Source organism: Fuerstiella marisgermanici (genome assembly GCF_001983935.1).
Classification (GTDB): domain Bacteria; phylum Planctomycetota; class Planctomycetia; order Planctomycetales; family Planctomycetaceae; genus Fuerstiella; species Fuerstiella marisgermanici.
The window spans coordinates 7,725,713-7,740,687 of the sequence record NZ_CP017641.1 but is presented as its reverse complement, the minus strand read 5'-3'; the positions used below and the strand labels follow the sequence as shown (position 1 = coordinate 7,740,687).

The following is a 14,975-nucleotide window of genomic DNA, read 5'->3' as shown; positions in this document are numbered from 1 at the left end:
GTGTTACTCACTGCCGACCGCATCGTCGCGCCGGTCATTCATGCGGTACAGCGGCAGCAGTCGGTAATAAACTTCCAGCGTCAGTGTTGAGATGGCGGTGGAATAAAGCCGTCCGCCGTATTTGCCCCATGGGCCATTGGGGTCCCAGCTACCGGCGTAAGCACCGTCGCGTCGTTGTTCGGAAATCAGCGTGTCGCGGACAACGCTGTTCCATTCTTCCCACGGCTGGCCGCCGTATTGGTACATGGCCAATGTCCCGTAGTACCAATAATACATGTTGAGCTTCGAAAGCTGCGGCATGTTCTGCAGCATGTACTGCACGGCTTCCTGGCTGGTTGCCGAATCGCGAGGGTAGCCGAGCATCTGCTGACAGAAAAGCGCTTCGGCTGTCATGACGGGGCTAATGGGTTCAGTTTCCTTCCCATTGATCAGCACAGATCGACGGTAACCGAACAGGCCACCGTGTTCGCCCTGACGAACGCTGTTCAGGAAGTCGACCATTCGCTGTCGCACGATAGGGTTGATCTGAATGCCGGCGATCGAAGCGCTTTTCAGAGACATCATTTGCCAGCCGAACATGCTGATGTCGCCTTCCTGCCCAAACTTGTAGCGCCAGCCGCCGCTGTCCGGATCCTGTTGGCTGACCGTATAAGTCACGGCTCGCAACAAAGCGGCTCGCAGGTCGACATCGTCCACCTTTCGCAGGTTGTAGGCCGTCGCATCGGCATATGTGCCGTAGGCACTACCATTCAACGCTGCGATACCAAACGGAGCCACGCCGCACTGCATCAGAAACGAAGTCGAAACACCGTTAGCCACGGTTGGCCCGGCGAAAACAAGCGACGGGTTCACAATCGGATCCAGCAGCATGCGATCCTGCATGCCAAGCGCTTCGGCCAGAGCATATGTGGCCATGGCATGGCAATACATTCTCGCGAAGTACCGAGCGTCGCCGGCCAGACTTCCGTCCTTGTCCTGTTGAGAGATCAGCCAGTGAATCGCGCGGTCAACGTTTAACGCATACTTGCCGCTTTCATGAGTGTAGCCAGCGCCTAAGAACGAGAGCGTAACCAGCGCCGTGATGCCGGTGTCTGAGTCGCGTCCGGCATAATCGCGTGGCACGCCAAATTCGTCGACGCGAACCTGCCCGGCACCAAACGTTTGAGCGTCCCAGTGCCCGTCCGGCGACTGCATGCGGCTAAGCCATTGAAGACTAAGTTCCACAGCAGCTTCGGATTCGGCCGTACCACCAAATCTTCTGGCCGCTTCTTTGCGCTGTTCCACATTTCGCAACTTGTACGTGGCCGAACGCGAATCGTCTCGCCGCAGGCTGTTGACGTCAGCATTTACCATGGCGGCAGCCGACTGCAAAGCATCCGTCACATGGACAGACGTCTCACCTCGGCGTACTTCGTCATAGTCGGTCGAAAGCGGAATCGGCGTTTGCGGCGAAAGCGAACTTTGCCGCACCGGACGTTCGCCCGGATCGTCGTTGATCATGGCTCGCGACGGACGCGGCAATCGTGACTCAAAAGAACGAGCCGGCATGGTCCGCTTGTTGGGTTGTTCGACATTCAATCCGGCCACTTCCAGAGGATCAGCGCCAGACAACGGAGCCGTGCGACGTTCAATGTTCTCTGATGTCTCGTCGGTCGGCAGCGAAACCGCGTCGGGAAGCGGACTTGTAGCGGTCGCAATAGACACGTCTTCGGTCACCACTTCAGTATCGATTTGAGGAACTTTGCCGGACGACATGTCGCGTTCCTGCGGTTGGTCGTCAGGCTGAATGTCTCCCGGTTTGGTGGTCCGGCGTTCTGTGCTTGGCGTGTAGACGTCGGACTTACTTTGTTCCAGCATCGTTTGGATGTCGGCGGCCATGTCGTTGGCAGCGACAACCCGCTTGCCTTCAACTCCGGCATCCACCCGAATGGCGGCTTCCGGTGCAGTCGATTGTTCAAATTGAGACACGTCTTCCGCGTCGGCCTGCAGGCTGTCCAGCATTTCGGCTTCGCGATCCGGAACGTCAGTCGGCTCCATGATACGAGCGTCAGTGGGCAGGCGGGCAAGTTCCACATCGGGCGACGTCGGTTTATCAGGAATCGGCGTGTTGCCGGATTCGCGCAGTGCGAGGGTGTCTTCGCTTTCGGCAAGAATCTGAGTCACCACTTGTTGCGACCGGATTTCTTCAGCCGCAGTCACTCGCGACATCGGATCCAGCGGATCAAAAACCTCAAGCCCCAACAGGCAAACCGTATGCACAAGCAACGACGCAAGCAGCGACTTCACCAGAATGTGGCGGTCTCCCCAACGAGTCACCAACATCGTGAACAAGTGCGACAACGATGCGACCATCGCAAGCAGCAGCACTAATGCAACAATGTCGTCGCCGTTTAGCTGCTGGCCGTGCCAGAGTTTTGCGATCAACTGCCGAAGAACCGTCATGGAGCGGCTCCGGGAACTCGCGGCTGAAATGCGAGTGAAAAGCGATGGATCTGTGCTTTGTGACACACGTCCATAACATCGACAATGGACTGATACACGCCTTCACCGTCGCCTCGAATCAACACCGCCTGTTCGGCGTATGCTTTGCGAGCGGCTTCGAGCCGCGCCAGCAACTGATCCGCCGGAACGATCTTTCCGTCGATGGTGACATCGCCACTGCGAGCCACGTTCAGCACCATGGCGTCCGGGCGACTGGTCATGGGTTCGACGGCTGAAGCTGTGGGAAGTTCGATGTCGTACTGTTGTTCGATTTCGCTGAAACGTGTGCCCACCATGAAGAAGATGATCAACAAAAACACGATGTCGATCATCGGCGTAAGGTTTAGTTGCGGTTCTTCAAGAGAGTCAGTTCGCAGTGGCATGGGATCGGAAACTCAAGCGAAAGATGAGTGTTGGCCAACATCGGGTACGAACGAATGGCGTGAAATCGATTATACGCAGCTTGTCAACTCGGAATGAACCACGAAGACCGCCGTTTGTTGGCAGGCCGGCAAATCGACGGGCCACTATGTTATTGTTGCGAGACGACCTTGATGGCCGCTCGTCCGGCTAAGTCCAGTACAGGCAGGAACAGCGAAATAGCTCCGGTTGTTTCATCGTTTAAGTTGGAATGAGTCAGCTTTAAATGAGTTGTGCCATGACTATGCGCGCTGGTTGCAGAATCGAACGGAATCCACTGGCCTTCGACCAATGCTTCAACCCAGACATGGCCCATGAATCCATATTGGCGGTTGGTGTGTACCAGCCCTCCGACCACTCGCGATGGAATCCCGTTGACTCGCATCAGGGCAGCCAGCAATACGGCGTGTTCCGTACAATCACCGCGTAATGTGCGAGCCACGTCTGCGGCAGACTGCAGATTGATGGAGAACGCCGAGTGCCTGATTTTCGATTGCACAAACCGTTCCAATTGCTGGCACACTTCACCATCTGACGTCTTTCCTCCTGACCCCGTCGCCGCCATACGCTGCAGGATGGGATCCTCTAGCTGCATCCAGCGAGTGGGTGGAATCGCCTGCTGCTTCGCCTGACGAAACGACGTATTGGCGCGAATGGGCGGAAGTTCGGGCGTTGTCAGAGTGACTCGTAGAGTTGACGCATCAACACGGCTCACCTTCTGAAACGCTGTCTCCGGAATATCGTTCAGAAAGCCACTTTTTACCGTCAGATCGATCACAAGTTGCTGTCGTTCCGCGCCGGTGGACAACAATCGGTCGATGGGAATCAGCGACCGAACATCCAGGTCCAGTGGTTGGCCTGAAATCGCCGCGAGAGCCTGGTCGGCCGTTGTGAGTTCCATCGACAGCAGGCCACCGAGCACTCGTTTTTCCTGCCGCACCACGGCGCCGCTTGCGTCAACAAAGAACTGCGTCGACTTAAGCGGGTCGAGCTGCGGGTAGAAGTGGATCGGGGTGACTTCAATGGAACGGCGTTGGTCGTCGTGAATTCGTCGGCTGCGGCGGGTTTCGGCGGTGACGTCCGCGACCGCCATTGATTCAGGAAACAGCACGGGCCGCGTCACTCGCTTTATGCCTTCAGCAACCAGACTGGGCAACCATGTAGAAACGATCGGCGATTGAACCACGCCGTCCGTCTGCAGATCGAACGTGCGAACCGATGCGCTGGCTCGATCGGTCACCTGGTAACCCCGTTCTTCTGGCAGAAAGCGACCGCTGCGTTCGATTCGAGCCCCGGAACCATCCGTTCTTTGAAGGCTGAATTCCAGCAAATGTCCGGTCAGCGATTCTGTTGTGATCAGTGTCGCTTCGACCGTCAGATCCTGTCCGAGACGCTGCAGCTTCAGCCGCGTGCGACGAACGCGAGAAAACTGCGGTGGATTCGTGCCTGGCAGGACATGCGATTTGACGCGTTCGAACCCCACAGGCTTGCCATCGAACTTCATTACAAACCATGCCTCCGAAGCACTCTCGCCGTCTGTCACAGGCTCATCACCTGCGGCGATGGGGAGAAATCCCACCGTGCCAGACAACAATATTGCGACGGCGCACACCAGCCGAATCCAGGCCCCTCGGCATTGGCCGTGGAATCGCAACAGAAAGCGGTTTGAGCGTGTTTTTTCCAACTTGTCCGACCTGAAAGTAGAGGCAGGGATCTGCGCGATTACAGGCAATCCATCGGCTGAAGCGACTCTGCCAGCAATCAGATTGTCCGGGAGCGCGGATTGTCCGGGTTGCAGGTCCCGCGGCACCACCCGAATAGTTTCGCAGGACGCCGCGTTCGTGTCAGCGCCGAAACGGAAACGCAGGAATTGCCGGATGGAGGCAAAACGTCCTCTTTATCGCCCGAACGCATGCTAGGTTTCCAGCGAGAACACACTTTTTTCGCCGTCGCCACAATGGCTGCGGCACTGCAGCCAGACGAGACTGATGTGAGGCCCCAATGGGATTTCTGAAAAAGTTCCTCAAGTCGAACTACCGCGACAGCGAAACTCCGCAGGGAGTCAGCAGCTTTCGCAACCTGACAGAAGCTCAGTTGGAAGAGCACATGAGTGTCGCTCGGTACGGCGATTTTACGCTAACCGACGCCGTGAGACCCGCTTATCACCTTGACGTCAAGCCGCGTACCGGCTTCCGTCATGAATGGTATGTCGACCAGGAATCCGGAGCTCGCATCCCCGTACTCATGTCGTCTGTAACTCGCGAACGACTATTCGACACCTTTCTTTCGCTGCTCGATCCACTAGGCGAATCGGTGGACGTTGTGCTGGAAACCAGTCACGACAAATCGAACGGCGAGCACACCGATTTGTACCGCGAACAAATCGACATGCCGGTGCTGCAAAGCATTCTCTACGACTTTGAAGACCTGCTGCTTGATGACGGCTGTTGCGGCATCGCGGTATTGAATCCTCGCAAGCCCATGGAAGTGCAGTTGGACGAACACAAGCTTCTGTTCGTTTACGGGCACGACAACGAAGGCTATGAATGGGCGTTATCTGAAAATGGCGTCCAGTGCGATGAAAACATTCGATTCATCACGGAAGCGGAGCACGTGCATTCTTCCAGTGACGAATTCCAGGAGCGGTTTGAACAACTGTGTTACCACCTGGGAATTGACGACTAACCTGAACGAACGACGTTGGATCGTCTTTCGTTCTTAATATCGCCTCCGAAGTCACTCGCCCACCGGCGAATGACTTCAGGAGGCATTTGGAGTTTTGCGATGTGGTTCCTCACTCACATTCGCCGCGTTAGGACATTACGTCATACGCTGTATTTAACGCTGCTGCTAATCAGCTTCACGCTGAGCGGATGTTCTTCCGTTCCGAAGTTCGATTCGACGCCCACCGTTGACGTGACCACTCGTTCGGTGGCCGACATTCCGATGCCGGTCTTCGATCAAAGTGAAGCTAAGTCGCCACGAATCGCCAGCAGCGATCTCACTCGCGGCATCGTGTCGGCACCAAAGCCGTTTGCGTGGGAGGAACTTGGAAAAAGCGCTGGCGATCGCCCGGTTCAGGCCATTTCCGTCGGGCAGGGCGGTTACCGCACGCTAATTCTCGGCAGTCTGTCCGGACACGATCCCGCCGCGATCGACCTGACGGAAAAGCTGGCACAGCACATCCACCAAAACGGAATCATTCTTGGCGGGATCGAAGCCACCATCGTTCGGAACGCCAACCCAGATGGCGAAGCGATGCAGAAGGGGACAAACGCCAACGGAGTGGTCCTGAATCGGCAATTCACGGACCGAAGCGCTGTTCCGAAGCCCCTGTCTGCTGAAGAGCCCGAAATTCGGCTGCTGCGCGAACTGCTGAACAAGACGAGGCCTCAACGGGTAATCCACATCCGCACGTTTCCCGGCACGAAAGGCGCGATGGCGGCCAGCGCGGGTGCCGCCGCGACTGCTCGGGAAGTTGCCGACTGGCTGGATTTTGATTTCTATTCGCTGCCGGAAGGATCCCGACCGGGGACACTTGAGCGATATCTGTCAGAACAGGAATCGCAGCAGATGATCACATTTGCATTCCCTCGTGAGACCGACGAAGAGGTTGTCTGGGAAGAATTCGGCGATTCGCTGCTGAATCTGCTGCTGCACGACGACTACCAAACTCGCACGCTGGCGCGCCAGCAGGATGCCAGCAGTTCGGCAGATCGTCGAGGCATAAAAAATTCTCCCATGCCGTCGGAAGACTGATCACCTGCACACTTGCGGTCATGATTTTCCCGGCTGCTCGTGATCAGCCCGGAAGCTTCTACAACCACGGGAATCTCTTGTCCTCGCCCCACGATTTCCCTTGCGTGGCAAGGGCAATTGGGGCGTCGTGCAGTTTTTCTGCAAATCCACGCAACCCTCACGGCGAATCCGCGAGAATGGGTTTAGAACGGCCCTGAGCGGGGCTGAAAGCAGAGACCATGCGGCGTTGGCTCTGTCATTCTCAGTAAGCCGATTTGAGGAGATTTAGTGATGCCAGCGTACATTAAACTTGGCGACATCAAAGGCGAAGCAACAGACAGCGGACACAAGGACTGGATCATCATTCAGTCAATGAGTTCACCAATCATGCGTTCAATTCCTGAAGGTGCCAAAGACCACCAGCGAACCAAAGGCGAAACGACTTTGGGTGACATCGCTGTCATGCGTGAGCTTGACAAATCGTCGACGAAACTGCAGGAATCCTGTGCCAACGGAACCTTCTTCGATGAAGTGGAAATTCACTTCTGTTCGACCGTCGGCAACAAGCAGGAACCTTACCTGAAGTACAAGTTGAAAAACGTCATCGTCTCCAGCTACAGCTTCCAGGGCATGGCCAGCGGCGATCCACTGCCGTCTGAGTCCATTACACTTGGCTATACTGAAGTTGAGTGGACTTACGTCACACTCGATCCAAACAACGGTAAGCCAGTTGGCAATGTGCCCGGGAAGTACAACCCTGGCAAAGGTCAGGCGTAAGTATCGGCATATGGGAAAGCCGGGCGAGAACCATCCATCGCAACGTGGTGACTTGCTCTGCGGATTCATCCAGCGGGCCAAAACACTCGCCCGGCTCCCCGAAGTATTGGCAGTTCGTTCCTGCCGCAAAAAGAAAACCCCTGACGGTGTCTGTGACTTCAGACACGGTGAGGGGTTTCTTAATGCGCTGTGCCAACTGGCTCAAATCTGAGTCGCCAGTTTCTTTGCCGCTCGCAGCAAGGCGAGCGTTCCAGCCCTTACAATTTACAGCCAAGCAATCATGTCCGGCCGACTTTCCAGCTTGGTCATGCGACGACAGGGACCGCCAGTGGTCGAACATTAACACGAAAAAAGCCCAGCTTTGGGTAAAGCCGGGCTTTTGAGGTGACTTGTTGTATTGCCGGGCGCTTCTAGCCGCGTCCCTCGATCCGAGCCATTGAATCTCGAACCATGCTCCGTGAGGTCCGCATGCTCTCGATGGCGTTCTTGAACGCTCCCGCATCCTTGACGCCTTTCAAACGCAGCTTTGTATCCCCGTTAGGGCCGACAAAGCGAAGATCGGCGGCATTGTAAAAAACCTGACCGGGGCGTTGATCCAGTTCGATGTGGTCGTAGTCGTCCAAATTTATCGCAGCCACTTTGCGGCCTGTTCGAGCCGTCCAAACCTGCACGGCACGATTCGTCAGCACATACCGTTCTCCGAACGCCTTCTGCAGAAAGTACAGCAGCAGACCGAGCGGTGCCGTGACCAACGCAAAGATGTACGAGAGCTTGGGAAGGCCCAGCGGCAGCGGAATTGATTCGTAAATGCTGCCCAATAGTTGCCCGATACCACCAGCTGCGAGTGACGGATACTCCGTCATTACAACCGATTCGGAAGAGGCACTAACGCCAGCAATCGCCTGAGCTGTCATGATCACCAGACACTGAAAAAGCGGGGGGGTAAACGTTCTTTGAAAGGTTGGCAAAAGCTAGCAGGCGGCTCACCGATTTTCTACTCATCCAATTTTTCGGGCCCGGATTTCGCGTTACCAGGAACAAATTGGCGAGTTACCTGCCTCCGGTCTGCCTGTTAAGCCAATGGGTCGGTTGATGCTCCGGGACGGAATCGGCACAGCATAATTCCGCCAAAGTACAGAAACACGAGCGGGAACATCATTAACAGCATGCTGGTGGGGTCGGCCGGCGTCATCAGCATTGACACGATCGCAATCACGAGGACTGCCATTCGCCAGTTTTCCAGGTATCCCTTCACCGTCATCACGCCGATGCGATCGAGGAACAACATGACCAGCGGCAATTGAAAGCTAAGCCCGAACATCACAGGCAGCATCAGCACTAGACTGATGTATTCCGACAGCCGAGGCTGTAGCTCGACACCAATCCATTCGTTGAATTGAATCAGGAAGTCCAGCACGATTGGAAACACAAAATAGAAGCAGAACACGGCCCCCGCCATGAACAATCCGATGCTCATGGGAAGGTAGATGTAGACGTGCTTACGTTCGTGAGGATACAGGCCCGCGGCGACAAACAGCCAGGCTTGGTAGAATACCCACGGTGCGGCAAGGACAAGGCCGGCGACCAGGCTCACCTTCAGATAGGTCATGAAGGCTTCTTCAACTTTGTAAGTAACCGGGCGATTGAATCGGTCGGCCGTCTTTTTGAAGAGAGCAATTTCATCTGACCGCAGCACAAGAGACACCGATTCCACCGGCTCTGAGCTTTCGGCCGAGCCTGCCTTTGAATTGGCCGCTGCGTCTGCATCGCCATCGTCGGGCTCTGCGGCCTCCTTTTTCTCCGGTACGTCTGGTGTCTCGACCACCAGTTCCGGAGCGACGGTTTTCAATGCAGCCACCAAACTGGCAATAGAAACATCGACCGTCAGTTCATCGTCGCCCGGCACTTCCTCCATGACCGGTGGCTTATCCGGCTTCTTTTCTTCGTCCGAGAACATCTGTTTGATAAAGCCGCTGAAGTCCATGCCGCCGATATCGTCTGTGGCTTCGGGCTGGTTATTGCGGCGCAGAGCTTCGTCGATTGGTTGACTAAGAATGCCAATGACCTTGTCGCCCAAAAAGAGGGCTGCGACAACGCCAATTACCAGACCAATCAACGCTCGCCAGACATGCACGCGCAACACCTCAAGGTGTTCGCCAAACGTCATCGTCGAATCGTTAAACAGGTCGCGGTTGCGGGGCATGGGGGCCTCGTAATAGAAGGCGCAGAACAGGGAGGGCTAGGCGCGAGTCCGCTGGCGAAACAGATCCAGCAACTTAGCGGTGACCGGGCCAGGTTTTCCGGATCCGATGGTGCGACCGTCCAGGCTCACCACGGCAATCACTTCGGCAGCCGTGCCAGTCAGAAAACATTCATCGGCAATGAAGATGTCGTGACGCACCATTGGGGCTTCGCGAACCTCAATACCAGCGTCTCGAGCGAGTTTCATCACAGCATTTCGAGTGAGACCTTCCAAGATACCGGCGTCCGGCGGAGGCGTCTTCAAAACACCGCCTTTGACAATGAAAATATTGTCGCCCGTGCATTCGGCCACTTCGCCCTTGTGGTTCAGCATTAAAGCCTCGACGGTGCCTGCGTCGGCACCTTCGATCTTCGCCATAATGTTGTTCAAGTAATTCAGCGACTTAATTCGAGGACTAAGCGCGCCCGAATGATTGCGAATCGTGCTGGCCGTGACCAGCTTCAACCCGTTGTCATAAAATTCCTTAGGGTACAGGGAGATCGTGTCCGCAATAATGATCACCTGCGGATTGCTTGTGCGAGCGGGGTCGATCCCAAGGGTGCCAGCTCCACGAGTCACCACCAGCCGCACGTAGCCGTCCACGATATTATTGGCGGCGACGGTGTCTCGAACCGCCTGAATCATTTCGTCCGGCGTGATCGGAATCTGCAGGCGAATGGAATGCGCACTTTCGTAAAGGCGAACGATGTGCTCTTTTTCCAGAAAAACTTTTCCGCCGTAGACGCGAATCCCTTCGAACACGCCATCGCCGTACAACAGGCCATGGTCGAAAACGCTGACAACCGCCTGCTCCTGAGGCACCAGTTTTCCTGCCAGATAGATCTGCAGTGACATCGCTGTTATTCGCTCGAAGTTCGAATCCGGAAAATGCTCGTCCCGAGCGTTTAGGCCGCGTACCGTCTGCGGCCGGGCCCTTTAAAACGTCAAAATCGAGCAGAATGTTCGACGTTTTATAGCAATGACGCTGGGCTGAAGCACGGCAGGGCTTAGCATTTCCCGGACAGGGGACGAACTTCCGCGGGCCGTGCCACGTGAATCTCGAGGCGGCAGCCAAATGACTCACTTAGAGCAGTTTGCCTTTTGTTGCAGACGGCTCGGGCTCGTGGAAAACAGCCTTCATCGTCCGAAACGCTTGTTCCCCGGCCACAAGTCAGCGAGATTCGTTGTAGCCGTGAACTCGCGAAACCTGCACAGCGCAGGCTTTATATGCGGGCTGTTTCGAATACGGGTCGAAGACGGCATCCGTCAGCTGGTTGGCCGCCTCATAATGCATCGCGATGAAGACGTGGCCAGGCTGAACGCTGTGAGTGCAGACTGTTCGCGCCTGCAGGCGACCTCGCTGTGAAGCCACGGTCGCCATGTCGCCCGGTTCGAGCGCCAGCGCCCGCGCGTCGGCTGGATTGATTTCGACGAAGATCTGCTGAGGGCTCAGCTTTCGCAGCACGGCCGATTTTCCGGTGCGCGTCTGAGTGTGCCACTGAGCGACCGTGCCACGGCCCGTGAGCAGGATGAACGGGAAGTTCCGGCTCGGCGGTTCGGTCAGTGGTCGAGGTGCTTCGAACAAAAATTTGGCGCGTCCGTCCGGGTGAAAAAATTGGCCGTCGGCAAACAGTCGTCGTTCGGCCGCCACCTCCGCCTTCTGCTTATCGCCCTCCGATTTCGCAAACGGCCATTGAATCCCGCCCGTCGCGTCAATCTGCGAATAACCTTCAATCCCCGTAATGTCGCACGGCTGCCCTTCGGAACAACGCTGCAAAATCCGAAACACAGCCTCGGGAGAATCCCATTCGCGAAACATCTCGCCGCAACCCCAGTAGTGTGCCACGAGTTTGAAGATATTGAAATCCGAGAGCGCCTCGCCCGGCGCTTTGCGAACTTTCTTAAGCGCGCCTATGCGGCGTTCGGAATTGATCAGCGTGCCTTCTTTTTCGCCCCAACCAGCGGCCGGCAGAATCAGGTCCGCCATGTTTGCAGTTTCTGTTGTTGAATACATGTCCTGTACGACCAGAAAATCAAGGCGATCCAGAATGTCGCGGCACTGGTTCTGGTTGATCCACGAATGAGCGGGGTTCGTACACACTACCCACAGCCCCTTGATCTTTCCTCGCAAAATGCCTTCCATGATTTCGTTGTACGGCAAACTGTTTTCGCGTGGAATCAGGGCTTCATCGATCTGCAGAATGTCAGCGATCTTGCGACGATGTTCGGCACTGGTAAAATCGTGCCCGCCCAGCAGGTTGGTCGTGTTGCTAAACAGTCGCGAACCCATTGCGTTGCATTGGCCCGTGACGCTGTTGGCTCCGGTACCCGGACGGCCGATATTCCCCGTCATCAAAGCGAGATTGATGATGGCCTGAGCCGTGCGAGTTCCCTGATGACTTTGGTTCACACCCATCGTCCACCAAAACGACACGCGCTGGCCGTTGTGGATCGTTTCCGCAAACCGGTGAAGCTGCTTCGCACTGAGACCGGTGTCTGCGGTCACTCGTTCGTCCGTGAACGTCGCCACATGTTCGGCGAAGGCTTCGAAGTCGTTCGTATGTTGATCGATGTAGTCGCGATCCACCCAGTCGTTGTCGATCAGAATGCGAGCGATGCCATACATCAAAGACAGATCCGACTTTGGAGCAGCCGCAAGATGCTGACTTGCGTTCATGGCGGTTTCGGTCATTCGCGGATCGACAACGATTATTTCAGGCGAATGCGGGTTCCGCATGACTCGTTCCCACATGATGGGATGAGCGATACACAGGTTGCTGCCGACCAGCACGATGACATCGGATTCCTCGAAGTCGGCGTACGTATAGGGCGGAGCATCAAAACCGAATGCCTGTTTATACGCGACGACCGCCGTCGCCATGCACTGCCGAGTATTCCCGTCACCGTGCAGCAGCCCCATGCCGAATTTCGTCAACGCTCCCAGAAACGCCATCTCTTCCGTGGCCATTTGACCGGTACTCAGAAAGGCAACAGAGTGCGGGCCGTGTTCCGCCTGAATAGCCTTGAAGCGATCGGTGAACGTGGTCATGGCGGAGTCCCAGTCGATGGGATTCAGCCGCCCGGTCTGGTCACGCAGCAGAGGCCTGGTTGCTCGATCGGGCGAATCCAGCACACTAAGCGCTTCCCAACCTTTCGGGCACGCCATGCCAAGGTTGACGGGATACTCAGTCGCCGGAGTCAGATTGGTCGCTTCGCCGTCTTTGAGGTGAACTCGCAAACTGCAGCCGGTGGAACAGTAACCGCACACCATATCCGTGGTGGCATCCGGACGAACTCTTGCGGGAACCTGGCCCAGTCCGAAGTTCCCCGGTTCCAGCAACAGTTCGCGCGTAAGCGGCCCGCGTTGTTGATGCAGGAGGTTGCGCAAGGTCCGGTAGATTGGTGTCTTTGAGTCGGCCGGCGCGGGTGGCAGCGTGGAAGGTTCAGTCATGCGGTTTGTTCATTTCCTTACTGCAACCGAAGGCTGCGTTCGTAGGGCCTCCCCGATATCGGCGAGACAGCAAAACTGAGGGGACGTCGCTGCGACTTTCTCTACGTCGGCGGCCGCGTTCCCGTCACTCCGCCAGCTTGCCCGGCATTCGCGGAGCCGCGCACGCGGCAAAAAATTGGTAACGTTCCAGTGTTTCGCCCACAACGCACGCCACAAATGTCATCGTGACGCTGATCCCAATCAATGCTGCTCGCGGTTCGGCCGTCGAGAGTTCGTTCAACAGAAACAGGGGCATCACAATGCCGCCCAGGACTCCGCACGCACAACGAGCAAACATCGCTCCGGCCAGCGGCCCCGCAATCAACCGGGCCGATCGTTTCAGCGGTGACTGTCGCCTGTGCCACAAATGACGCAACAAAGAACCTTCCAACACCAGCTTTGCCGTGGCAGCGACCACCAGTGCTCTTAGCAGAGAAGGGCCGATTTGTTGCAGCAATGCGTCGGCAGACGTGGCGTCAACAAAGATGCCAAACACCAACAGCGACAGCCATGTTGCGGTCAGCCCGAGCACCGCGCCAGTCAGACCAAACTTCATCAGCGTCGGCCCGAAGCTCCAGAATTCACGACCGGTAAACACATAAATCATCACGGAACAAAACACGCCGGCCACGCCTGTGAGACTCACCAGCCAGCTTAGCGCGGGAATCCATGGCGAAGACGAATCCAACCAGCACAACGCCGCGAATGTCACTGCTGCTACGGCAAACGCTCCGAAGGCGACGATCTCACGGCTCAGCCACGAATGTCGCAGGCCAATGATGGCACGAAACGCATACTGAGGCCGGCCCAGGTGCATGGTGCTGGCGGCCAGCGCCAATAGCCCAAAACCCAAAGCACTCGTTGAATGCAGTTGACGAAACTCCGTCAGCAACGACGAATCGATGACGGCTTCCAGCACCTGACCGACAATGAACGCTCCGACGGACAACTGAGTCAGCACCAGCATGATAATCAGCGGCCAGTGCGGGTGTTGCGGGTTGACGGCGTGGTAGTCGGCTGGCAGCGTGTTTCGAGGAAAGACACGCGACGTTTTGAAGTGTGTGGTCGGCAACGTCATCTGCGGATCGGGAGCACCCGGCAGAAAATGATCAGTTTCCGCTGCTTCGATCACCTGTTGATTGTCCACAACTTTGATCGCGATGGCTTCGTGAGGGCACGCCTGAACGCACGCCGGAGCTTCTCCAACGGCAAGGCGATCGCTGCACATATCGCACTTCCGCACGATGCCTTTGGCGGCGTTGTATTTCGGGACGTCGTACGGACAGGCCAGCGTGCAATACTGGCAGCCAAAGCACTGATCATCAAGATGCTTAACAATGCCAGTAACCGGATCTTTTTCATACGCGTCGACGGGACACGCCGTCATGCAGCCCGGTTCCAGACAGTGATGACAGGCTGTCGTCACATGCTGCATTATTGGATTCGCCGCCGTCCCACCCAGCAGCAACCCTACGTCACGCCACGTTTCCTGCTCGTCCAGACCGTTTAAAGAATGGCAGGCCGTGACACACGCTTTGCAGCCGGAACACAGGTCCAGATCAACTTCGAATCCGTACTGCTGCCCCGCACCCGGCGAAGATGCGGGCAACAGCTTGTTGTAGTACTTCGCTTGTGCCGGCAGTCCGCTTGAGTGCTCCTGTGAGAACACGTCTACGGCTGATAAAGTCTGCTGGTCCTTCAGCAACGCCCCAATCAGGTCGAACGGTTCGGGAGGACTGGCAGGCGCATCGATGATCGGCAGCAGCGACGCTGTGTTCGCGTCGTGATGGCTGTTGGGTGGTGGTTGCAGTTCCGTCGAAGACATGA

11 protein-coding genes are annotated in these 14,975 nt (G+C 56.4%); 3 read left to right on the top strand and 8 right to left on the bottom strand.

Annotated features, from left to right (window positions below):
* Positions 1 to 3: 3 nt before the first annotated feature.
* The 3 genes from Fuma_RS29100 to Fuma_RS29090 form a co-directional block, all read right to left on the bottom strand.
* Positions 4 to 2,442: a prenyltransferase/squalene oxidase repeat-containing protein gene (locus Fuma_RS29100; protein WP_077027204.1), complete on the bottom strand. Its 2,439-nt coding sequence runs from the start codon at positions 2,440 to 2,442 to the stop codon at positions 4 to 6.
* Positions 2,439 to 2,864, bottom strand: coding sequence for an ExbD/TolR family protein (locus tag Fuma_RS29095; protein WP_077027203.1), 426 nt, complete (start codon positions 2,862 to 2,864; stop codon positions 2,439 to 2,441). Before Fuma_RS29095 ends, Fuma_RS29100 begins: the two co-directional genes overlap by 4 nt.
* 149 nt (positions 2,865 to 3,013) lie before the next feature.
* Positions 3,014 to 4,513 carry a transglutaminase-like domain-containing protein gene (locus Fuma_RS29090; RefSeq protein WP_218922322.1) on the bottom strand — a complete coding sequence of 500 codons (1,500 nt, stop codon included), beginning with the start codon at positions 4,511 to 4,513 and terminating at the stop codon, positions 3,014 to 3,016.
* 389 nt (positions 4,514 to 4,902) lie between these two features.
* Between Fuma_RS29090 and Fuma_RS29085 the strand changes: the two genes are divergently transcribed.
* From Fuma_RS29085 to Fuma_RS29075, 3 genes are all read left to right on the top strand, one after another.
* A complete protein-coding gene (locus Fuma_RS29085) occupies positions 4,903 to 5,586 on the top strand; it encodes a hypothetical protein (protein WP_077027201.1) in 684 nt (227 codons plus the stop codon).
* A gap of 99 nt (positions 5,587 to 5,685) precedes the next feature.
* Positions 5,686 to 6,660 carry a M14 family metallopeptidase gene (locus tag Fuma_RS29080; RefSeq protein WP_145944438.1) on the top strand — a complete coding sequence of 325 codons (975 nt, stop codon included), beginning with the start codon at positions 5,686 to 5,688 and terminating at the stop codon, positions 6,658 to 6,660.
* A 270-nt stretch (positions 6,661 to 6,930) separates the two neighbouring features.
* Complete coding sequence (locus Fuma_RS29075; RefSeq protein WP_077027199.1) at positions 6,931 to 7,416, top strand: Hcp family type VI secretion system effector; 486 nt, start codon at positions 6,931 to 6,933, stop codon at positions 7,414 to 7,416.
* A gap of 410 nt (positions 7,417 to 7,826) precedes the next feature.
* Here Fuma_RS29075 and Fuma_RS29070 read toward each other — a convergent pair whose 3' ends face one another.
* The 5 genes from Fuma_RS29070 to Fuma_RS29050 form a co-directional block, all read right to left on the bottom strand.
* A complete protein-coding gene (locus Fuma_RS29070; protein ID WP_145944437.1) occupies positions 7,827 to 8,330 on the bottom strand; it encodes a PH domain-containing protein in 504 nt (167 codons plus the stop codon).
* 158 nt (positions 8,331 to 8,488) lie between these two features.
* The gene (gene tatC, locus Fuma_RS29065; protein WP_077027197.1) at positions 8,489 to 9,619 is read right to left on the bottom strand and encodes a twin-arginine translocase subunit TatC; all 1,131 of its coding nucleotides are present in this window, start codon (positions 9,617 to 9,619) and stop codon (positions 8,489 to 8,491) included.
* Positions 9,620 to 9,655: 36 nt separating this feature from the next.
* Positions 9,656 to 10,513: a branched-chain-amino-acid transaminase gene (ilvE, locus tag Fuma_RS29060; RefSeq protein ID WP_077027196.1), complete on the bottom strand. Its 858-nt coding sequence runs from the start codon at positions 10,511 to 10,513 to the stop codon at positions 9,656 to 9,658.
* 316 nt (positions 10,514 to 10,829) lie between these two features.
* Positions 10,830 to 13,109, bottom strand: a complete 2,280-nt coding sequence (locus Fuma_RS29055; protein ID WP_083732404.1) for a molybdopterin oxidoreductase family protein — start codon at positions 13,107 to 13,109, stop codon at positions 10,830 to 10,832.
* Positions 13,110 to 13,233: 124 nt separating this feature from the next.
* Entirely contained in the window at positions 13,234 to 14,973 is a 1,740-nt protein-coding gene (locus tag Fuma_RS29050; RefSeq protein ID WP_083732403.1) for a DmsC/YnfH family molybdoenzyme membrane anchor subunit, read from the bottom strand.
* Between the last annotated feature and the right edge of the window lie 2 nt (positions 14,974 to 14,975).

Excerpts from the sequence above, each read along its gene's own strand:
- Fuma_RS29100 (WP_077027204.1), bottom strand. The coding sequence starts at position 2,442 with ATGACGGTTCTTCGGCAGTTGATCGCAAAACTCTGGCACGGCCAGCAG.
- Fuma_RS29095 (WP_077027203.1), bottom strand. The coding sequence starts at position 2,864 with ATGCCACTGCGAACTGACTCTCTTGAAGAACCGCAACTAAACCTTACG.
- Fuma_RS29085 (WP_077027201.1), top strand. The coding sequence starts at position 4,903 with ATGGGATTTCTGAAAAAGTTCCTCAAGTCGAACTACCGCGACAGCGAA.
- Fuma_RS29080 (WP_145944438.1), top strand. The coding sequence starts at position 5,686 with ATGTGGTTCCTCACTCACATTCGCCGCGTTAGGACATTACGTCATACG.
- Fuma_RS29075 (WP_077027199.1), top strand. The coding sequence starts at position 6,931 with ATGCCAGCGTACATTAAACTTGGCGACATCAAAGGCGAAGCAACAGAC.
- Fuma_RS29070 (WP_145944437.1), bottom strand. The coding sequence starts at position 8,330 with ATGACAGCTCAGGCGATTGCTGGCGTTAGTGCCTCTTCCGAATCGGTT.
- tatC (WP_077027197.1), bottom strand. The coding sequence starts at position 9,619 with ATGCCCCGCAACCGCGACCTGTTTAACGATTCGACGATGACGTTTGGC.
- ilvE (WP_077027196.1), bottom strand. The coding sequence starts at position 10,513 with ATGTCACTGCAGATCTATCTGGCAGGAAAACTGGTGCCTCAGGAGCAG.
- Fuma_RS29055 (WP_083732404.1), bottom strand. The coding sequence starts at position 13,109 with ATGACTGAACCTTCCACGCTGCCACCCGCGCCGGCCGACTCAAAGACA.
- Fuma_RS29050 (WP_083732403.1), bottom strand. The coding sequence starts at position 14,973 with ATGTCTTCGACGGAACTGCAACCACCACCCAACAGCCATCACGACGCG.